Annotated in this window: 17 protein-coding genes; 11 read left to right on the forward strand and 6 right to left on the reverse strand. The window is 59.0% G+C overall.

Translation table 11 applies throughout. From position 1 onward, the window contains the following. The first annotated feature begins 326 nt into the window (after nucleotides 1–326). Together cstA and EV102420_RS11820 are read left to right on the forward strand one after the other, a co-directional pair. Nucleotides 327–2,432: a pyruvate/proton symporter CstA gene (gene cstA / locus EV102420_RS11815; RefSeq protein WP_042391977.1), complete on the forward strand. Its 2,106-nt coding sequence runs from the start codon at nucleotides 327–329 to the stop codon at nucleotides 2,430–2,432. A 48-nt stretch (nucleotides 2,433–2,480) separates the two neighbouring features. Further along, nucleotides 2,481–2,678 (forward strand): YbdD/YjiX family protein, encoded by a 198-nt coding sequence (locus tag EV102420_RS11820; RefSeq protein WP_042391979.1) that lies wholly within the window; start codon nucleotides 2,481–2,483, stop codon nucleotides 2,676–2,678. Between the two features lies 1 nt (nucleotide 2,679). Here the strand turns inward: EV102420_RS11820 and EV102420_RS11825 are convergent, their stop codons facing one another. After that, complete coding sequence (locus EV102420_RS11825; protein WP_042391981.1) at nucleotides 2,680–3,768, reverse strand: oxidoreductase; 1,089 nt, start codon at nucleotides 3,766–3,768, stop codon at nucleotides 2,680–2,682. A 161-nt stretch (nucleotides 3,769–3,929) separates the two neighbouring features. Between EV102420_RS11825 and EV102420_RS11830 the strand changes: the two genes are divergently transcribed. The 4 genes from EV102420_RS11830 to EV102420_RS11845 are packed head-to-tail and all read left to right on the forward strand — an operon-like array spanning nucleotide 3,930 to nucleotide 8,753. Continuing rightward, nucleotides 3,930–5,432 carry a sugar ABC transporter ATP-binding protein gene (locus EV102420_RS11830; protein ID WP_042391983.1) on the forward strand — a complete coding sequence of 501 codons (1,503 nt, stop codon included), beginning with the start codon at nucleotides 3,930–3,932 and terminating at the stop codon, nucleotides 5,430–5,432. Continuing rightward, a complete protein-coding gene (locus tag EV102420_RS11835) occupies nucleotides 5,429–6,424 on the forward strand; it encodes an ABC transporter permease (RefSeq protein ID WP_042391985.1) in 996 nt (331 codons plus the stop codon). The genes EV102420_RS11830 and EV102420_RS11835 overlap by 4 nt, the downstream gene beginning before the upstream one ends. 26 nt (nucleotides 6,425–6,450) lie before the next feature. After that, nucleotides 6,451–7,515 (forward strand): sugar ABC transporter substrate-binding protein, encoded by a 1,065-nt coding sequence (locus EV102420_RS11840; protein ID WP_042391988.1) that lies wholly within the window; start codon nucleotides 6,451–6,453, stop codon nucleotides 7,513–7,515. After that, nucleotides 7,512–8,753 carry an LVIVD repeat-containing protein gene (locus EV102420_RS11845; protein ID WP_042391990.1) on the forward strand — a complete coding sequence of 414 codons (1,242 nt, stop codon included), beginning with the start codon at nucleotides 7,512–7,514 and terminating at the stop codon, nucleotides 8,751–8,753. Before EV102420_RS11840 ends, EV102420_RS11845 begins: the two co-directional genes overlap by 4 nt. Before the next feature lie 84 nt (nucleotides 8,754–8,837). Here EV102420_RS11845 and mtnK read toward each other — a convergent pair whose 3' ends face one another. After that, complete coding sequence (mtnK, locus tag EV102420_RS11850; RefSeq protein ID WP_042391991.1) at nucleotides 8,838–10,037, reverse strand: S-methyl-5-thioribose kinase; 1,200 nt, start codon at nucleotides 10,035–10,037, stop codon at nucleotides 8,838–8,840. Nucleotides 10,038–10,142: 105 nt separating this feature from the next. Between mtnK and mtnA the strand changes: the two genes are divergently transcribed. Further along, a complete protein-coding gene (mtnA, locus tag EV102420_RS11855) occupies nucleotides 10,143–11,162 on the forward strand; it encodes an S-methyl-5-thioribose-1-phosphate isomerase (RefSeq protein WP_042391994.1) in 1,020 nt (339 codons plus the stop codon). A 44-nt stretch (nucleotides 11,163–11,206) separates the two neighbouring features. On the opposite strand, the gene EV102420_RS11860 is transcribed toward mtnA, so the two are convergent. From EV102420_RS11860 to EV102420_RS11870, 3 genes are read right to left on the reverse strand one after another with little or no spacing between them, the layout of a single operon-like run. Next, nucleotides 11,207–11,749, reverse strand: a complete 543-nt coding sequence (locus EV102420_RS11860; protein WP_042391996.1) for a 1,2-dihydroxy-3-keto-5-methylthiopentene dioxygenase — start codon at nucleotides 11,747–11,749, stop codon at nucleotides 11,207–11,209. Then, nucleotides 11,746–12,435, reverse strand: coding sequence for an acireductone synthase (mtnC, locus tag EV102420_RS11865; protein WP_042391998.1), 690 nt, complete (start codon nucleotides 12,433–12,435; stop codon nucleotides 11,746–11,748). The genes EV102420_RS11860 and mtnC overlap by 4 nt, the downstream gene beginning before the upstream one ends. Further along, entirely contained in the window at nucleotides 12,432–13,046 is a 615-nt protein-coding gene (locus tag EV102420_RS11870; RefSeq protein ID WP_042392001.1) for a methylthioribulose 1-phosphate dehydratase, read from the reverse strand. Before EV102420_RS11870 ends, mtnC begins: the two co-directional genes overlap by 4 nt. Nucleotides 13,047–13,172: 126 nt before the next feature. Here EV102420_RS11870 and EV102420_RS11875 point away from each other — a divergent pair, with 126 nt between their 5' ends. Continuing rightward, entirely contained in the window at nucleotides 13,173–14,333 is a 1,161-nt protein-coding gene (locus EV102420_RS11875; protein WP_042392002.1) for a pyridoxal phosphate-dependent aminotransferase, read from the forward strand. Between the two features lie 13 nt (nucleotides 14,334–14,346). Here EV102420_RS11875 and citR read toward each other — a convergent pair whose 3' ends face one another. Further along, the gene (citR, locus tag EV102420_RS11880; RefSeq protein ID WP_042392004.1) at nucleotides 14,347–15,252 is read right to left on the reverse strand and encodes a DNA-binding transcriptional repressor CitR; all 906 of its coding nucleotides are present in this window, start codon (nucleotides 15,250–15,252) and stop codon (nucleotides 14,347–14,349) included. Nucleotides 15,253–15,555: 303 nt separating this feature from the next. On the opposite strand from citR, the gene ahpC reads away from it, so the two are divergent. From ahpC to EV102420_RS11895, 3 genes are all read left to right on the forward strand, one after another. After that, nucleotides 15,556–16,119, forward strand: a complete 564-nt coding sequence (ahpC, locus tag EV102420_RS11885; RefSeq protein WP_042392008.1) for an alkyl hydroperoxide reductase subunit C — start codon at nucleotides 15,556–15,558, stop codon at nucleotides 16,117–16,119. Nucleotides 16,120–16,274: 155 nt separating this feature from the next. Further along, a complete protein-coding gene (ahpF, locus tag EV102420_RS11890; protein ID WP_042392009.1) occupies nucleotides 16,275–17,837 on the forward strand; it encodes an alkyl hydroperoxide reductase subunit F in 1,563 nt (520 codons plus the stop codon). A 205-nt stretch (nucleotides 17,838–18,042) separates the two neighbouring features. After that, nucleotides 18,043–19,284: a zinc-dependent alcohol dehydrogenase gene (locus EV102420_RS11895; RefSeq protein WP_042392011.1), complete on the forward strand. Its 1,242-nt coding sequence runs from the start codon at nucleotides 18,043–18,045 to the stop codon at nucleotides 19,282–19,284. Nucleotides 19,285–19,294: the final 10 nt, after the last annotated feature.

A 19,294-nucleotide genomic window follows, 5' to 3' on the forward strand; every position in this document is an offset into this window, starting at 1 on the left:
ATGACTGTGCTGATGCTGCATTGCCGGGCGGCACTGCGTTTGCCCGACCTACGTCAGGTACGGTGCAGGTTTGTAGGCCCGGTAAGCGTAGCGCCACCGGGCGTGACTGTGCTGTGTTGCATTGCCGGGCGGCACTGCGTTTGCCCGGCCTACATCGTCCTCGGCGTTTCCCCCACGTTTCACCCCGCATAAGTGATCTCCATTACAGAGTGTTGTAAATAACCGGTTACCCCTCTGCTTTCTGACGTAACAACATTGTTAAAACCCGCCGCCTGATCTAGAAACAAAATGTAACATCTTTCTGCCTCAGCCAACGGAAAACGACTATGCAAAACTCAGGGAAATACCTTATTTGGGCATTGCTCGCGGTAATAGGAGCTTTTGCCCTCGGCTATATCGCACTTAATCGGGGTGAACAGATTAATGCCTTATGGATTGTGGTGGCAGCCGTCTGTATCTATCTGATCGCCTATCGCTTTTATGGGCAGTACATCGCCCGCAACGTGCTGGCGGTGGATCCGACCCGCATGACGCCCGCCGTACGCCATAACGACGGGCTGGACTACGTTCCCACGGATAAGAAGGTGCTGTTTGGTCACCACTTTGCGGCGATTGCCGGGGCGGGGCCGCTGGTGGGACCGGTGCTGGCGGCGCAGATGGGCTATCTGCCGGGGATGATTTGGATCCTCGCCGGGGTGGTGCTCGCTGGGGCAGTGCAGGACTTTATGGTGCTCTTTGTCTCTACCCGCCGCGACGGCCGTTCGCTGGGTGAGCTGGTGAAAGAGGAGATGGGGCCAACGGCAGGGGTGATCGCCCTCGTGGCCTGCTTTATGATCATGGTGATCATCCTGGCGGTGCTGGCGATGATTGTGGTCAAAGCCCTGACCCACAGCCCGTGGGGCACCTATACCGTGGCCTTCACCATTCCGCTGGCGATCTTTATGGGGATCTACATTCGCTACCTGCGTCCGGGCCGCATTGGTGAAGTCTCGGTGATCGGCCTCGTGCTGCTGATTTTCGCTATCATCTCTGGCGGCTGGGTGGCAGAAAGCCCGACCTGGGCTCCAATGTTCGACTTTACCGGCGTGCAGCTGACCTGGATGCTGGTGGGCTACGGCTTTATCGCGGCGGTACTGCCGGTGTGGCTGCTGCTGGCCCCGCGCGACTACCTCTCTACCTTCCTGAAAATCGGCACCATCATTGGTCTGGCGATCGGGATTTTGATCATGCGCCCGACGCTGACCATGCCCGCCCTGACCAAGTTTGTTGACGGCACCGGCCCGGTGTGGACCGGTAACCTCTTCCCGTTCCTGTTTATCACTATTGCCTGCGGGGCGGTGTCGGGCTTCCATGCCCTGATCTCCTCCGGCACCACGCCGAAGATGCTGGCCAACGAGGGGCAGGCCTGTTTGATTGGCTACGGCGGGATGCTGATGGAGTCCTTCGTGGCGATCATGGCTCTGGTCTCGGCCTGCATTATCGATCCGGGCGTCTACTTCGCGATGAACAGCCCGATGGCGGTGCTGGCTCCTGCCGGTACGGCGGACGTGGTCGCCTCGGCGGCACAGGTGGTGAGCGGCTGGGGCTTTAGTATTACGCCGGATACCCTCAACCAGATCGCCAACGAGGTGGGCGAGCAGACCATTATCTCCCGTGCGGGCGGAGCACCCACCCTGGCGGTAGGGATGGCCTATATTCTTCACGGCGCGCTGGGTGGGCTGATGGACGTCTCATTCTGGTACCACTTTGCCATTCTGTTTGAGGCGCTGTTTATCCTCACGGCGGTGGATGCGGGGACCCGTGCGGCGCGCTTTATGCTCCAGGATCTGCTGGGGGTCATCAGCCCAGGGCTGAAGCGTACCGACTCGCTGCCCGCGAACCTGCTGGCGACGGCGCTCTGCGTGCTGGCGTGGGGCTACTTCCTCCATCAGGGGGTAGTGGATCCGCTTGGCGGGATCAATACCCTCTGGCCGCTGTTTGGTATCGCTAACCAGATGCTGGCCGGAATGGCGCTGATGCTCTGCGCGGTGGTCCTGTTCAAGATGAAGCGCCAGCGCTTCGCGTGGGTGGCCCTCGTGCCTACCGCGTGGCTGCTGATCTGTACCCTGACCGCAGGCTGGCAGAAAGCCTTTAGCCCAGACGTAAAAGTCGGTTTCCTGGCGATCGCTAATCGCTTCCAGGGAATGATCGACAGCGGCACTATTCCGGCCCAGTACACCGAATCGCAGCTAAATCAGCTGGTGTTTAACAACCGTCTGGACGCCGGGCTGACCATCTTCTTTATGGTGGTCGTGGTGGTGCTGGCGGTCTACTCGCTGAAGACCGCGCTGGCGGCGCTAAAAGAGTCCCGGCCAACGGCGAAAGAGACCCCGTACGAGCCGATGCCGGCCAACGCTGAGCAGGTAGTGGCCCAGGCAAAACGGGCGCACTGAGTTTAATCATGCCCCTCTCCGAATATGGGGAGGGGCAAGGAGCCTACGATGTTTGATACTCTTGTCAAGGCCGGAAAGTATTTAGGCCAGGCCGCGAAAATGATGGTCGGCGTGCCGGACTACGACAACTACGTTGCCCATATGCAGCTTAACCATCCGGACCAGACCCCCATGACCTACGAAGACTTTTTCCGCGATCGCCAGGATGCGCGCTACGGCGGTAAAGGCGGAGCGCGCTGCTGCTAATTTAGGGGTTAAACGCCTCTACCTTCTCGAACGCCGCGCGCAGCGTCTCCGGCGTTAACGTCACCGGCAGGTAGTGAATCGACTCCACCGGGCGCAGGGTGTGGGCGATGACCCGATCCAGCTCGTCACGGTTGTGAATATCCACCTCCAGCGCCGCCAGGGTGGTCGGCAGGTTGAAGCGCTGGAAGGCGTTGACCAGCTGGGTTAATACTTCGTCCTGGCCGAGCAGGGCGCTCTGCACCAGAATGCCGTAGGCCACCTTCGTGCCGTGCAGGAATTTGTCGGTCTGCGGCAGCACCGTCAGGCCGTTATGCACCGCGTGGGCAGCGGCAACGCGGGTGTAGCGCTCGCCGAGTCCGCCCACCATTCCGCCTCCGGCAATAATTGCATCTACCACGTCACGGAAAGCCTGAGTCAGCTCCCCGCGCTGCTGGTCCGCCAGCGCGGTTTCACTGCTCTCCAGCAGCACGTCACGGATCGCCAGCGCGCCGTTGATCCCCAGCCGCACGGTCAGCGGCAGGCTGGCCGGATCCGGGGCCAGCACCACCGCCTCATACCACTTCGCCAGCGTATCGCCGATGCCCGCCAGCAGATACTCCACCGGCGCGTCGAGAATAATCTGCGGCTCCACCAGCACCAGGAAGTTGGCGTCGTCGAAAATTTCAAAGTGCAGCGCCTGACCGGCGTCGTTATACCAGACCGAGAGCGGCGTCCAGGCCGCGCAGGTGGCGGCAATGGTCGGGATCGCCACCACCGGCAACCCTAAGCGGCGCGCCACGGCCTTCGCGGTATCCAGCAGCGCACCGCCGCCGATGCCAATCACCACGCTGCGGTCGCTGCCCGCGTCATTTACCAGCGCGCTAACGTCATGCTCGCTGCAGTGGCCCTTAAACAGCAGATGCTTCACTCCTGGGGCGTCAACGCTCTCCGGCAGATAAGGGCGGGCGGCAGCGATGGCGCGTTCGCCATAGATCAAGACCGCGCGGGAGAGCTGCTCGGGCGTATAAAAATCGTTCAGGCGCGCCAGGCTGCCGCTGTGGGAGTAGTAGTTGGCCGGGCCGGGTACAACGCGGATATCGGTGTTGCTCATGACTGTGTCCTTATGCGGAATCGCTAACCCGATGTTATGTCTGGACATCCGGATGGCTAATAATATTTCGCTTTATCTTATGCCTTTTCTGCTGTTGCCAGTCAAGCGCGGCTATGAAAAATTCGCTAAATCAATCTATTAATCCCAGGAAAGCCTCACAGATGCGCGTTACCCATCTCGAGATGCGTGCGATAAGCCTCGCCTTTGCCGGTGTTAATGCCCTGACGCAGGTGAATTTCAGCCTGCGCGGCGGATCGGTGCATGCCCTGACGGGGGCCAACGGCGCGGGGAAATCCACGCTGATGGCGGTGCTGTGCGGCACCTGGGCAGGCTATGAAGGCGAGATCGTCATTGATGACCAGCCGGTCACCATTCGCTCTCCGCTGGATGCCAAACGTCTCGGCATCCATCTGGTTCAGCAGGAGGTCGACGTGGCGCTAGTCCCCGGTCTTAGCATTGCGGAAAACATCATGCTCGATAAGCTCGCCGAGCCGGGCTACGCCTGGCGCTGGTCGACCGTTCGTCAGCATGCGCGGGATGCGCTGGCCCAGCTTGATGTCACTCTTGACGTCAGACGCGCCATCGACACCTGCACCCTCGCGGAGAAGCAGCAGATCCTGCTGGCCCGTGCGCTCTCCCATCGCTGCCGCTTTTTGATCCTCGATGAGCCTACCGCGCCGCTGGATCAGCACGAGAGCGAGCGCCTGTTTACCGTGGTAAGACGGCTACAGCAGCAGGGCATTGGCGTGGTCTTTATCTCCCATCGCATTCACGAGCTGAAGGCTATCTGCGACACACTGACGGTGCTGCGCGACGGCAGGCTGGTGGAGTCCGGCCCGATGGCCGCCCTGAGCGGGGAGGCGATTGTGGAGAAGATGCTCGGCCACCAACTGAATGATATCTATCCCCCGCGCCGTCCGCCGCACGGGGAAGAGACCCTGCTGCGCGTGGAGGGGCTCCATGACGAGAAGCTGCTGAAGGATATCTCCCTGCACCTGCGCAGGGGCGAAATCCTCGGCATCGCGGGCCTGGCGGGCGCGGGCAAAACCGAGCTCTGCAAGGCGCTGTTTGGCGCGGAAAAGAGCCGCGTCGCTCACGGGGAGCTGAACGGCCAGCTGTGGCGGCCTCGGGATCCGGCGGATTCCGTTATACGTGGTATGGCCCTGATCCCCGAGGAGCGGCGCAAAGAGGGCATCTTTATTGACGAGCCGATTGCCATGAACCTGGCGGTCAGCGCGGATAACAGCTTCTCCCGCTGGAGCCTGTTCGGCCACCGTAAAGCCTGGCGCTGGGCACAGACGGTGATTGAGCGCGTCGGTGTGCGTACCACCGGCCCGGGGCAGATCCTGCGCCGCCTCTCTGGTGGTAACCAGCAGAAGGTGGCGATAGGCAAATGGCTGCGCGGCAACGCCAGCGTGGTGATCTTCGACGAGCCTACCAAGGGCGTCGACGTGAAAGCCAAAACCGATCTCTTCCGCCTGATTGACGGCCTCGCCCGGGAGGGCAAGGGGATCGTCTACGCCTCCGGCGAGTTTGCCGAGCTGGTGGGGCTCTGCGATCGCATCTGCGTGCTGTGGGATGGCCGCATCGTGGCGGAGATAGCCGGGGCAGAGGCCCGGGAAGAGACACTACTTTACTATTCGACCGGAGGAGCGGCGGCGTGAGCAAAGCCCTTTCAGTAAAAGCAGCGGCGTCGGGCCGTCAGCAGTTTTTCGATTTTCTTTATAAGTGGGGCATGCTGCTGACCGTGGTGCTGCTGGTGGCTATCTTTGGCATCGCCTCGGATAACTTCCTCGACCCCTTTAACATCATCAACATTCTACGTTCGATTGCCATCGTGACGGTGATTGCCGTCGGCGTCTCGATTTCGCTGACCATCGGCGGGTTCGATCTCTCCGTGGGGTCGACGGCGTCGCTGGCCAACGCGCTGGTGATCTCGCTCTTCGTCTGGCACGGCTTCGGCACGACCGAAGCCATTCTGGTGACCCTGGCGCTCTGTACCCTGGTGGGTCTGTTTAACGCCTTCCTGATTGTCGTGTTGCGCATCCCTGACATGCTCGCCACCCTCGGCAGCCTGTTTGTCATTCAGGGCGTGGCGATGACCTACAGCTACGGCGGGTCGATCACCGAAAACATGCTGCTGCCGAGCGGCGAGATGGCGGAGGGGATGATCCCAGCGGGCTTTAGCCTGCTCGGCCAGGTGCCGATCATTGTGATTGTGATGCTGGTGGTCACGGTGGTGGCCCAGCTTGGCCTGTCGCTGACCACCCACGGGCGGCGAATGTACGCCATCGGCGGCAACCCGGAGGCGGCGCGCCTCTCCGGGATCCGCACCACCCGCTATAAGGTGGCGGCCTACGTTATTGCCTCCCTGCTGGCGGGACTCGGCGGCATTCTGCTGGCCTCGCGCATCGGCTCCTCGCAGGTGAACGCCGGAGGCGGCTACCTGATGGATGCGGTGGCGGCGGCATGGATCGGCTTCTCACTGGCCGGATCCGGCAAGCCCAATGCGCTTGGCACGTTGGTGGGGGCGGTGATCCTCGGGGTGCTGTCAAACGGGCTGGTGATGCTCTCCGTGCCCTACTACGCAATGGACATTATTAAGGGACTGGTGCTGGCCGGTGCTCTGGCGTTGACCTATTTCCAGCGTCGTTAATTTACTTTTATCAGGGGAAAACAGAGATGAATAAATTTGCACTTTCACTGCTGGCGCTGGGCCTGCTGAGTTCTGTCCCGGGCTACGCGGCGACGCCTGCACCGGTTCCGGCCGCACTGGCTAACCACAGCGGACCGGTGCGCATTGCGCTGATCCGTAACCTGGGCTCGGACGATAACACCACCCAGTTCGTCTCCGGCGCGCTGACGGAGGGCAAAAAGCTTGGCTTTAAGGTCAGCACCTTCCTCAGCAACGGCGACGATGCCAAATTTCAGGACTTTGTTAACCAGGCCATCAGCCAGAAGTACGATGGCATTATTCTCTCCCAGGGCCGGGATCCTTACTCAACCGAGCTGGTGAAAAAAGCGGTGGATGCGGGCATTGCCGTCTCGGTATTTGATACCGCCATCAACGGTGCCATCCCCGGCGTGACCGTGACCCAACAGGATGACGCCTCGCTGACCAATCTCTCCTTCGGCGAACTGGTGAAGGATTTCAACGGCAAGGCCAATATCATCAAACTGTGGGTGGCCGGCTTCCCGCCGATGGAGCGCCGTCAGGCCGCCTACCAGACGCTGCTGAAGCAGAACCCAGGCATTAAAGAGCTGGAGTCCATCGGGGCGGTCTCTTCCGACGTGCAGGGCGATACGGCGAATAAAGTTGGCGCGGTGCTGGCGAAGTATCCGAAAGGGCAGATCGATGCCATCTGGGGCACCTGGGACGCCTTCAGCCAGGGCGCTTACAAGGCGCTGAAAGAGAACGGCCGCACCGAGATCAAACTCTACAGCATTGACGTCTCCAACCAGGATCTGCAGCTGATGCGCGAGTCCAACAGTCCGTGGAAGGTGAGCGTGGCGGTGGATCCGAAACTGATTGGCGCGACCAACGTGCGTCTGATCGCCAACAAGCTCGCCGGAGAGCAGACGCCAGCCACCTATGACTTCAAGGCCGCTGCAATCCCGCAGGCGCTGCTGGCTGCCCAGCCGGGCGCGGTAAACGTCGCCACCCTGGGTAAAATCATTCCGGGCTGGGGCCAGACCGAAGATTTTATCGCCCCGTGGTTCGCCACTCTGCAAGCGAAAAACAAATGAGTGCGCTGCCTACGCCTGACTACAGCCGCAATATGCGGCTGATTGGTCACTCGGACCAGGGCGGGCGGCCCGACGGTGTGCAGCTGATGGTGCACCGTGGCTTCGCCTATATCGGCCATATGGTTTCCCAGGGCTTCTCGATTGTTGACGTGCGCGATCCGAAAAACCCGCGCCCGGCAGGCTACGTGCCCGCGCCGCCGGGAACCTGGAACGTCCACTTGCAGGCCCATGACGATCTGCTGCTGGTGATCAACGCCCGGGATCTCTTTGCCGATGCCCGTTTCGCTGACGAGAAGGTCTACTACACCCGCTCGGTAGGGGAGACGGTGAGCGACGTCCAGGACAAAGGCTGGAGCGCCGGACTGCGCGTGTTTGATATCTCCACGCCGGACCAGCCGAAAGAGATTGGCTTTCTGGGGCTGGACGGCATCGGCATTCACCGCATCTGGTACGTGGGGGGCCGCTGGGCCTATGTCTCTGCATTAATCGACGGCTTTAGCGACTACATCTTCCTGACCATCGACCTTGCCGATCCGCGCAAGCCTGAGGTGGCGGGGCGCTGGTGGCTGCCGGGGATGAACCAGGCGGCGGGGGAGACCACGACGTGGCCGGAGGGCAAGCGTTACGCTCTGCACCACGCCATTATTGCCGGGGATACCGCCTACGGCAGCTGGCGCGACGGCGGTCTGACGCTGCTGGATGTGAAAGATCGCAGCGCGCCGAAGCTCATCAGCCACCGCAACTGGAGCCCGCCGTTTGGTGGTGGAACCCATACCGCGCTGCCGCTGCCGGACCGGGATCTGCTGGTGGTGCTGGACGAGGCGGTGCTGGATAATCAGGAGGATGGCGAGAAGCTGATCTGGCTGTTTGATATTCGTGAGCCTGCTAATCCGGTGAGCATCTCTACCTTCCCGCAGCCGGATGAGATCGACTATGTGGCGAAAGGGGCGCACTTCGGGCCGCACAACCTGCACGAGAACCGGCCGGGAAGCTTTATCAGCTCGACGCTGATCTTTGCCACCTATCAGAACGCCGGGGTAAGGGCCTACGATATCTCTAATCCGTATCGCCCGGTAGAGACCGGCGCGCTGGTGCCCGCTGCGCCAGCGAAGATGATGGATACCCGCCCTGGCCGTCCGCAGGTGATCCAGTCCTGCGACGTGTTTGTCGACGCGCAGGGGATTATCTATAGCACCGACTATAACGGCGGATTGTCGATTATTGAGTATCTGGGATAAAGGTATTGCCCGGCGGCGCTGTGCTTGCCGGGCCTACGGGTTGAGTAGGCCGGGTCAGGCGAAGCCGCCACCCGGCGAAAGAGGCTAGCTGTACTGCCGAACGCGGGCAATCAGTTCATCAACGTTGTGAATGCGGTCGGCAATGACGATCAGCGCCTTGCCTAAATGGATGGCGTGGCGCAGGCATGCGTGGCGCATCTCTTCGTCGGCGATAGTGTCGATATCCGCCACGTGAGAGAGGCCAACGCTGCGGCGGATCAGCTCTGTGCCGCAGAAGCCTATTGCATCGTGCCACACCTTCTGCAGGAACTGAGCGGCATAGCCCGGCTGGGCCAGCGCCACGTCGCGGGTTTTCTCTGCGGCCAGGGCAAGGAAGGTCTCTGCGAAGGTGTTCCATAGCTCCTGAATATCGTTCAGGCGTTGCTCGCGGGCGGCAGCGGCATCGCGAATGCCCAGATGTCCCGGCAGGCCGCAGTAGTTAAGCAGCAGGTTGCCAATAGCCGTGCCAAGGTCAAAGCCAATCGGCCCCACGTAGCCAAATTCGGCGTCAATCGCCTTCAGGCTGCCTTCGGCAACAAATAGTGAGCCGCTGTGGATATCGCCGTGCAGGAGCGCTTCGGCATGGGAGAGAAAGCGCTGTTTAAGCCCGGCCACCGCCAGCAGCAGGGCGGTATCGTCACGCAGGGCAACCACGTCAGCTTCAATCGCCGCCGGGTAGCTGTTGCGCTCGTGAACGCGGTATGGGTCGTCAAAGAAGAGGTCTTCGGTAATGCCACACATCTCTGGGTTGATAAACTGCGCCACCTGGGCCTTTTTCTGCGCCGGGGTGAGATAGAAATCGCTAGTGTGGAACAGAGTCTGCGCCAGATACGCTGCCAGCTGGCGGGCGGCCTGCGGATAGTATGCGCCCTTGATCAGCTCTCCACGCCAGATGCGGTGGTCGGAGAGATCCTCCATCACCATTACCGACAGGTCAGGATCGAAGTGGTGGATCTTTACCGTATGCGCCGGACAGTGCCGATAGTGCGCCACCAGGGTCTGCGCCTCCAGCCGGGCGCGATCCAGCGTCAGCGGCCAGGATTCGCCCACGCAGCGCACATAGGGCAGGGCCTGCTTAACGACGATCCGGCTTACGCCCTCGGCGTCGAAAATTTTAAACACCAGATTCAGGTTACCGTCACCGACTTCATGCGCGCTAACCAGTTCGGATGCCTGCTCCAGACCAGCAAATTGCCGGGCATAGGCCACCGCATCGGCGGCGTTGAAAGTTCGGTATTGCGACATTGCCGGTATCCTCAATTTTCTGTTTATAAAGCCATTCAGACGTCTATACATCTGTAATTCATCCTGACACAATACGATACATCAACGCAACAGGGATTTAACGCTATGCAGCCACTCCAGACCACCAGTCTGCGCGTCACCGATAATCAGCTTTTTATTCTCGATCAGCAGGCGCTTCCGCAGGAGAAACGCTGGCTGCCCGCCGACAGGGTAGAGACGCTGGTGGGGCATATTCATGCCCTGCGGGTGCGCGGTGCGCCGCTAATTGGCCTCTCCGCCAGCCTGCTGCTGGCGCTGCTGGCCGAGCGGGGCGAGAGCCACTTCTCTCTGGCCCAGGCGCTGGAGACGCTGCGGGCGGCGCGCCCGACGGCGGTGAACCTGATGAACAACCTTGACCGCATGAAGCTGGCCCTGGCGGAGGTGGATTTTGTCCCGGCGCTGGTGGCCGAAGCCGAGCGGCTGGTTGCCGAGGATAAGCAGCTCTGCGCCCGGATCGCGGCAGCGGGCAGCGCGCTGGTGACGCCCGGCAGCCGCTTGCTGACGCACTGCAATACCGGTGGGCTGGCGACCGCGGGCGTAGGTACGGCGCTGGGGGTGATCTCCCAGGCCTTTACCGACGGCAAGGTGGTCAACGTCTGGGTAGGGGAGACGCGCCCGCTGTTACAGGGGGGCCGTTTGACGGCCTGGGAGCTGGCGGAGCTGGGCATTCCCTGCCAGCTGATCACCGATTCGATGGCGGCCAGTCTGATGGCGCAGGGCCAGGTCGATGCGGTGTGGGTCGGCGCGGACCGCATTGCGGCCAACGGCGACGTGGCGAATAAGATCGGCACCTACTCGCTGGCGGTGCTGGCCCGTTATCATGGCATTCCGTTTTACGTTGCTGCTCCGCAGACTACGCTGGATCCGCTCTGCCCGAACGGGGAGGCCATTCCTATTGAGCAGCGTGCGGCCAGCGAAGTCACCGGCGTAGCGGGCAGCTTCGGAGCGGTGCAGTGGGCACCCGAATCGACGCTGGTCTATAACCCGGCGTTTGACGTTACCCCTGCCGCGTTGATTAGCGGCTGGGTGCTGGATACCGGGGTGGTGACGCCTGACGAGGTAGCGGCCGGATGTTTTAAGTTGTAGCCCCGGTAAGCGAAGCGCCACCGGGGAGCGTATCGCGGTAAAATTTATGCCAGGCGCGGATAGCCGTCGGCAATGGCGTCGCCGGTGAACTGGGCGATCCACCCCTCGGGGTTGTCGAAGATACGAATGGCGGTAAAGTTCGGCTCGGATCCCATATCAAACCAGTGCGGTGTGCCAGCCGGAACCGAGATCAGATCGTTTTTCTCGCACAGCACCTGATAGACCTCATCCCCGATGTGCAGGCAGAACAGGCCTGCACCCTCGACAAAAAAGCGCACCTCGTCTTCGCCGTGGGTGTGCTCACTGAGAAACTTTTCCCGCAGCGCCTGCTTGTTGGGGTTATCGGCGCGCAGGCTGATCACATCCCAGCTCTGATAGCCTTTCTCGGCAACCAGCCGATCGATCGCGTGCTGATAGGCGTCGATCACCGCTTCTGGCGTAGGATCGGCACCGAGATCGTGGTCGGCCTGCCAGCGCTCAAAGCGCACGCCTTTGGCGTTCAGCTGCTGCTGGATCTCACCCGCGTCGGTGCTGTGCCACGTCGGCTGGCTGACGTCTTTATCAGAATAAATCGTTAACGCGCTCATGAGGGGATCTGCTCCGGGTTGATGTCGTTAAAACTGTGCACCTGATGATGCTGGCTGGCGGCGTCATCATCGCCACGAATCAGCTGCACGGTGCGCAAACCGGCCTCTGCGGCGGCATCCAGCTCCTGATGAATATCGGACAGGAAAAGGATCGACACCGGCGGCAGCGCCAGCTGCTCGGCAATGTTGCTATAGGCGTGCGCTTCACGCTTGGCACCGATGCGGGTATCAAAGTAGCCGCTGAACAGATGAGTAATATCACCTTCATCGCTGTAGCCAAATAACAGTTTCTGCGCAGCGACCGAGCCCGAGGAATAAACATAGAGATCAATCCCCTGCGCCTTCCATTTTTCCAGCGCGGGCAGCACGTCGGGGTAGAGATGGCCGGTGAAGTCGCCGTTGACGTAGCCGTCGTGCCAGATAATCCCCTGTAACGCCTTCAGCGCCGTCGACTTACGATCTTCATCCATAAAGCGGAACAGCGTCTCAACGAGATCGGCGGTGGTGGCATCCGACTGGGCGATCTCATCCCGCAGATTATCGAGAATGGATTTCACCGGCTCGGCATACTGCTGGGCGGTGACAAACGCCTCCAGCCTCTCGCGGGCGTAGGGAAACAGCACGTTATGCACGAAGCGGATATCGCTGGTCGTGCCCTCTATATCGGTAACGATGGCGCGGATCATGATCTCTCCAGCAGTCGACGCTGCATTTCACACTCAAATAAAAACTCCAGCCCCTCAAGGTGGCGACGGGCTTCCGCCACGCTGCGTCCCCAGCAGGTGAGACCGTGTCCACGCAGCAGGAAGCCGTAACTTAACGGCGTCTGGCGGGCGTATATCTCAATGCGCCGGGCGAGGGCGGGGATATCCTGGTCGTTATCAAACAGGGGAATAGAGACCGTGTCGAGGTGGCTGGTCTGTCCGCTAAGGGATTTCTGCATCTCGTAGCCCGTAAGCTTGAGCGTCGCCAGTTTCTCAACGCGTGACAGCACCGTGGCATTGACCGTATGCACATGCAGCACGGCGTTCGCCTCCGGGTAGAGGCGATAGATCAGCGTATGCAGCCCGGTCTCGGCGGAGGGCTTCCGCCCTGACGGGGCGCGATCGGTGGCGATCTCCACCTGCAAAAAATCATCCACCGTCAGGCTGCCCTTGTCTTTACCGGATTCGCTCAGCCAGCACCAGTCGGCGTTTTCCCGTACCGACATGTTGCCGCCGGTGGCCGGTGCCCAGCCTTTTGCGCCCAGCCAATGGCAGGCTTCAACCAGCACCGGGAGTTGCAGAGGGTATGTCATAACGCTCCTGAATAGTGTGAGCAGAGGAATAACATTATTGTTTAGACGTCTAAGCGTCTTGATTGCCAAATACTAGCATCGTGTTATAGTGGCAGCAACATCAGTATTACACGCAGGCACCCATTGATGAGCAATAACACACTGATTCCTGAGAGTAAACTTCCTAATCTTGGCACCACCATATTTACCCAGATGAGCGCGCTGGCGCAGGCGCACCAGGCGATTAATCTGTCGCAGGGGTTTCCTGACTATGATGGTCCGCGCTATCTGCAGGAGCGTTTGGCGTTTCACGTGGCTCAGGGGGCAAACCAGTATGCGCCGATGACCGGCGTACAGGCGCTGCGGGAGGCCATTGCTGAGAAAACTGCCGCTCTGTATGGCTACCAACCAGATGCTAACAGTGATGTCACCGTGACCGCGGGTGCCACCGAGGCGCTCTATGCCGCGATTACTGCTCTGGTGCGCAGCGGTGACGAGGTGATCTGCTTTGATCCAAGCTACGACAGCTACGCCCCGGCGGTTGAGCTGGCGGGGGGAGTAGTAAAACGCATTGCGCTGCAGCCGCCGCACTTTGGCGTCGACTGGCAGGCCTTTGCCGCGCTGCTGAGTGATAAGACCCGGCTGGTTATTCTTAATACGCCGCATAACCCGTCGGCCACGGTGTGGCAGCGTGCGGATTTTGCCGCGCTGTGGCAGGCGATTGCGGAGCGTGAAATCTACGTGCTGAGCGATGAGGTCTACGAGCACATCTGCTTTGCTCCCGAGGGGCATGCCAGCGTGCTGGCCCATCCCGAGCTGCGTCAGCGGGCGGTGGCCGTCTCATCCTTTGGCAAAACCTATCATATGACCGGCTGGAAGGTAGGCTACTGCGTTGCGCCAGCGGCTATCAGCGCTGAGCTGCGCAAGGTGCACCAGTACCTGACCTTTGCGGTCAATACCCCGGCGCAGCTGGCGCTGGCGGATATGCTGCGGGCAGAGCCAGAGCACTATCGTGAGCTGCCTGCTTTTTACCAGGCCAAACGCGATCTGCTGATTGATGCCCTGAGCCAGAGCCGGCTGAAGATCCTGCCCTGTGAAGGGACCTACTTCCTGTTGGCGGACTATAGCGCCATCTCCGATCTGGATGACGTTAGCTTCTGCCAGTGGCTAACCAAAGAGGTCGGTGTGGCGGCCATTCCGCTGTCGGTATTCTGCGCCGATGCCTTCCCGCACAAGCTTATTCGCCTCTGCTTTGCCAAGCAGGAAGCAACGCTACGGGCCGCCGCAGAGCGTCTCTGCACGCTCTGATCGTCGAGCCTTATCAGCGATCCGCCAGCTTGATCATCTCAATTACGCTGGCGAAGGCGCTGCCGTTTAGCGAGGCCCGGTTGTAAAGCATAAATATATCAAAGGTGGGCAGAGTGATATCGATGTCCACTATTTTTAAATTCATTATCTTTTTATAGTGATTAAAGGTAGACAGCGGCATTATTCCAATAAGCTCAGACTGGCTGATAATATTAATGATGGAAATATATGAGTCGCTGCTGAACACGACATTGCGCTGTGGTAAGACCGTTTCAATCTCTTCCTGTAATGCCAGCGCCCCTTTTTCCGGCGTGCTGTAGAAGGTAAACCCTTCTGCTAACACATCGCTAAGGGCTATTTTTCCGTTAAGGCGCGGATGGTGTTCGCTGCAAACCAGCACCAACGGCTCGCACGATAGCTTTTCGCAGACCACGGCAGGGTTAACAATGGGAAAAAGCGAGAGGATGAGATCGGCTTTGCGGTAGGTCAGCAGCTCTTCGGCCGACTGCGGGGTAATAAAAATATCATGATGCTCAATCGCGTAGCTGGCCTGCTGGCGTAGCGCCTTGACCAGCGCCGTGCTGCCTTCGCTCATCAGCAACTGCGGCGTGTAGAGAACAAACTTTTTACTCAGCTCGTTTCTGTTCATCATATTAATCGTCTGTTCGAGCTGGCTAAGATTCACCTCCAGATGCATATGCAGGTTAATTGCCACGGTTGTGGGCGCAACGCCTTTTCCGCTGCGAATGAAAAGTGGATCGTCAAGATGCGCGCGCAGCCGTTGTAGAGACTGGCTCACCGCAGAAGGGGTAATAAATAAGGCTTTAGCCGCTTTACTGATGCTTTGATGCTGATAAATACACTCAAAAATAAGCAGCAGATTAAGATCGAATTTTTTTAAATCGTATAGGTTAGTCATTTTTTATCTCAATATATTGCTGCACATAATCAGGTGCTTAGGCTTGCAGAAATATATCATAAACTGTCCGGCATTAAACGACGCTGCACACAGATTGCTTAAAACGGTCGAACCTATCGCAGTCATAGGCCACACCTTACAGCGTTACATTGCCCTTTGATTGGGGGAGTGATGTAATCCTCGACGCCATTACGGCTTTTACGTTGTTAGATATCGCTGATTGATTTGATAAAGCAAACGCATTAGCCGTTGCCATCAAAATTCGGTACCTTACATCTCATCGAAACCACGGAGGAAGTATAGATGTCCTTAATCAATACCAAGATCAAACCTTTCAAAAACCAGGCGTTCAAAAACGGTGAATTCATCGAAGTGACCGAGAAAGATACCGAAGGCCGCTGGAGCGTCTTCTTCTTCTATCCGGCTGACTTCACCTTCGTTTGCCCGACCGAGCTGGGCGACGTAGCCGATCACTACGATGAGTTGCAGAAACTGGGCGTGGACGTGTACTCCGTCTCCACCGACACCCATTTCACCCACAAAGCGTGGCATGGCAGCTCTGAAACCATCGCTAAAATCAAATATGCGATGATCGGTGACCCGACTGGCGCGCTGACCCGTAACTTCGAAAACATGCGTGAAGACGAAGGTCTGGCTGACCGTGCAACCTTCGTTGTTGACCCGCAGGGCATCATCCAGGCGATCGAAGTGACTGCAGAAGGCATTGGCCGTGACGCATCTGACCTGCTGCGCAAAATCAAAGCGGCTCAGTACGTTGCTGCCCACCCAGGCGAAGTGTGCCCGGCTAAATGGAAAGAGGGTGAAGCGACCCTGGCTCCATCTCTGGATCTCGTCGGTAAGATCTAAGTCTGACAAGCCCGGCGGCGCTGCGCTTGCACGGGCCTACCTATCACGGGTGCGTTATGCACCCGTTTTACCCTAACAACATGATTCAAGTTGCATCCAGGCAGCCCTAATGAGGCAGCTTGCATGATGATGTTTTTAACTCAGGAGTAACCCTAATGCTTGATACTACAATGAAAACCCAGCTTAAGGCTTATCTTGAGCGTCTGACCAAACCTGTTGAGCTGATTGCCACGCTGGATGACAGCGCTAAATCGGCAGAGATCAAGGAACTGCTGGCTGAAATCGCCGAGCTATCTGACAAAGTCTCCTTTAAAGAAGACAATCAGCTGCCGGTGCGTAAACCGTCATTCCTGATTACTAACCCAGGCTCAAATCAGGGCCCGCGCTTTGCTGGCTCTCCGCTGGGCCACGAATTTACCTCCCTGGTTCTGGCGCTGCTGTGGACCGGTGGACACCCTTCTAAAGAAGCGAAAGAGATGCTTGAGCAGATCGCCGCGCTGGAAGGGGATTTTGAGTTTGAAACCTACTACTCGCTCTCATGCCACAACTGCCCGGACGTGGTCCAGGCGTTGAACCTGATGTCCGTGCTCAACCCACGCATCAAGCATACGGCGATTGACGGCGGCGTGTTCCAGAACGAAATCACCGATCGCAACGTCATGGGCGTACCGGCGGTGTTCCTGAACGGCGTTGAGTTTGGTTCAGGCCGTATGACCCTGACCGAAATTGTCTCTAAAGTGGATACCGGCGCTGAAAAACGTGCGGCGGAAGAGCTGAACAAACGTGACGCTTACGACGTGCTGATCGTTGGTTCCGGCCCTGCCGGTGCGGCAGCGGCGGTCTACTCGGCGCGTAAAGGTATTCGTACCGGCCTGATGGGCGAACGTTTTGGTGGTCAGGTGCTGGACACCGTGGACATCGAAAACTACATCTCCGTGCCGAAAACCGAAGGCCAGAAGCTGGCTGGCGCCCTGAAAGCCCACGTTGATGATTATGATGTCGACGTTATCGACACCCAGAGCGCAACCCGACTGACCCCGGCGGCAGAAGAGGGTGGCCTGCATCAGATTGAAACCGCGTCTGGCGCGGTGCTGAAAGCGCGCAGCGTGATCATTGCCACCGGTGCCAAATGGCGCAACATGGGCGTACCGGGTGAAGAGCAGTACCGTACCCGCGGCGTAACCTACTGCCCGCACTGCGACGGCCCGCTGTTTAAGGGTAAACGCGTAGCGGTCATCGGCGGCGGTAACTCCGGCGTTGAAGCGGCTATCGACCTGGCCGGTATCGTTGAACACGTGACGCTGCTTGAGTTTGCGCCAGAGATGAAAGCCGACAAGGTTCTGCAGGATAAAGTGCGCAGCCTGAAAAACGTCGACATCATTCTCAATGCCCAGACCACCGAAGTGAAAGGCGATGGCACCAAACTGACCGGCCTGGAGTACCGTGCCCGCGTCAGCGGCGATGTGCATCACATTGAGCTGGCCGGTATCTTCGTCCAGATCGGCCTGCTGCCGAACACCAACTGGCTGGAAGGCGCGGTTGAGCGTAATCGTATGGGTGAGATCATCATCGATGCCAAGTGCGAAACCAGCGTGAAAGGCGTGTTTGCGGCGGGCGACTGCACCACCGTACCGTACAAACAGATCATCATCGCCACTGGCGAAGGCGCGAAAGCCTCTCTGAGCGCCTTCGACCACCTGATCCGCACCACCGTATAATAAGCAAGTAAGACACCTGCACTGTGAGCAGCGAGGCTACCTTCGGGTAGCCTCTTTTTTTATCACGTCTTTTTCCCGCTAAGATTACTCTCAAAACCACTGTCGATTCGCCTGGTCGCGCAGATCGGTCTCTGGACTGACTAACCTTGATCCGTGCAAGCCCAATTTTCACTCTCCCGATCTCAGGGGAGTAGCGGAGGTCTGAATGAAAGCATTGACGTATCATGGTCCCCATAACGTTCGCGTCGAGAGCGTGCCGGATCCGATTATTGAACAGCAGGACGATATTATTCTGCGCATCACCGCGACCGCCATCTGCGGCTCCGACCTGCACCTCTACCACGGTAAAATCCCTAAAACAGAGCACGGGGATATTTTCGGCCATGAATTTATGGGCGAAGTGGTTGAAGTCGGGCGCGACGTAAAAAATATCCAGAAAGGCGAGCGGGTGGTGATCCCCTTCGTAATTGCCTGCGGCAGCTGTTTCTTCTGCCAGCAGCATCAGTACTCCGCCTGCGAAACCACCAACGCTGGCAGAGGCGCATCGCTGAATAAAAAACAGATCCCACCGCCGGCCGCGCTGTTTGGCTATAGCCACCTCTACGGTGGCGTACCGGGTGGCCAGGCAGAGTATGTTCGTGTACCTAAGGGTGACGTGAACCCCTTCAAGGTGCCGCAGCTGCTCTCTGACGATAAAGCGCTATTCCTCTCTGATATTCTGCCCACCGCCTGGCAGGCAGCAAAAAATGCCGAGGTGAAGAAAGGGTCGCGCATCGCCATCTACGGGGCGGGTCCGGTCGGTCTGCTGACCGCCGCCTGCGCCCGACTGCTGGGTGCTGAGCAGATCTTTATGGTTGACCACAACGACTATCGTCTGCGCTTCGCTGAAGAGCGTTACGGGGTGATCCCGATTAACTTTGATAAGCATGACGATCCGGCCGAGGTCATCATTGAAAACACCCCGGGCAATCGCGGCGTAGATGCCGTGATTGATGCCGTGGGCTTCGAGGCGAAAGGCAGTACCACCGAAACGGTGCTGACTAACCTTAAGCTAGAGGGCAGCAGCGGTAAGGTGCTGCGCCAGTCCATCGCCGCCGTACGCCGGGGCGGGATTGTCAGCGTGCCGGGGGTCTATGCGGGCTTTATCCACGGCTTCCTGTTCGGCGACGCCTTCGATAAAGGTATCTCGTTCCGTATGGGCCAGACCCACGTTCACGCCTGGCTGCCGGAGCTGCTGCCGCTGATCGAGCAGGGTCTGCTGAAGCCGGAAGAGATTGTTACCCACTATCTGCCGCTTGAAGACGCGGCCCGTGGCTATGAGATGTTTGATAAGCGTCAGGATGACTGCCGCAAAATCATTCTGGTGCCCGGCGCGCAAAGTCCGGAAGCGGCGAGAGCCAGCGTAACGGCACTGAGCAACGGCAATATCAACCTTCCGCCAGCGTAACGCTTTCTCT

Source organism: Pseudescherichia vulneris NBRC 102420 (assembly GCF_000759795.1).
In the GTDB taxonomy this organism is placed as follows: Bacteria; Pseudomonadota; Gammaproteobacteria; order Enterobacterales; family Enterobacteriaceae; genus Pseudescherichia; species Pseudescherichia vulneris.

Bases quoted from the DNA above. Each gene is read 5' to 3' on its own strand.
- cstA (WP_042391977.1), top strand. From the start codon at position 327: ATGCAAAACTCAGGGAAATACCTTATTTGGGCATTGCTCGCGGTAATA.
- EV102420_RS11820 (WP_042391979.1), top strand. From the start codon at position 2,481: ATGTTTGATACTCTTGTCAAGGCCGGAAAGTATTTAGGCCAGGCCGCG.
- EV102420_RS11825 (WP_042391981.1), bottom strand. From the start codon at position 3,768: ATGAGCAACACCGATATCCGCGTTGTACCCGGCCCGGCCAACTACTAC.
- EV102420_RS11830 (WP_042391983.1), top strand. From the start codon at position 3,930: ATGCGCGTTACCCATCTCGAGATGCGTGCGATAAGCCTCGCCTTTGCC.
- EV102420_RS11840 (WP_042391988.1), top strand. From the start codon at position 6,451: ATGAATAAATTTGCACTTTCACTGCTGGCGCTGGGCCTGCTGAGTTCT.
- EV102420_RS11845 (WP_042391990.1), top strand. From the start codon at position 7,512: ATGAGTGCGCTGCCTACGCCTGACTACAGCCGCAATATGCGGCTGATT.
- mtnK (WP_042391991.1), bottom strand. From the start codon at position 10,037: ATGTCGCAATACCGAACTTTCAACGCCGCCGATGCGGTGGCCTATGCC.
- mtnA (WP_042391994.1), top strand. From the start codon at position 10,143: ATGCAGCCACTCCAGACCACCAGTCTGCGCGTCACCGATAATCAGCTT.
- EV102420_RS11860 (WP_042391996.1), bottom strand. From the start codon at position 11,749: ATGAGCGCGTTAACGATTTATTCTGATAAAGACGTCAGCCAGCCGACG.
- mtnC (WP_042391998.1), bottom strand. From the start codon at position 12,435: ATGATCCGCGCCATCGTTACCGATATAGAGGGCACGACCAGCGATATC.
- EV102420_RS11870 (WP_042392001.1), bottom strand. From the start codon at position 13,046: ATGACATACCCTCTGCAACTCCCGGTGCTGGTTGAAGCCTGCCATTGG.
- EV102420_RS11875 (WP_042392002.1), top strand. From the start codon at position 13,173: ATGAGCAATAACACACTGATTCCTGAGAGTAAACTTCCTAATCTTGGC.
- citR (WP_042392004.1), bottom strand. From the start codon at position 15,252: ATGACTAACCTATACGATTTAAAAAAATTCGATCTTAATCTGCTGCTT.
- ahpC (WP_042392008.1), top strand. From the start codon at position 15,556: ATGTCCTTAATCAATACCAAGATCAAACCTTTCAAAAACCAGGCGTTC.
- ahpF (WP_042392009.1), top strand. From the start codon at position 16,275: ATGCTTGATACTACAATGAAAACCCAGCTTAAGGCTTATCTTGAGCGT.
- EV102420_RS11895 (WP_042392011.1), top strand. From the start codon at position 18,043: ATGAAAGCATTGACGTATCATGGTCCCCATAACGTTCGCGTCGAGAGC.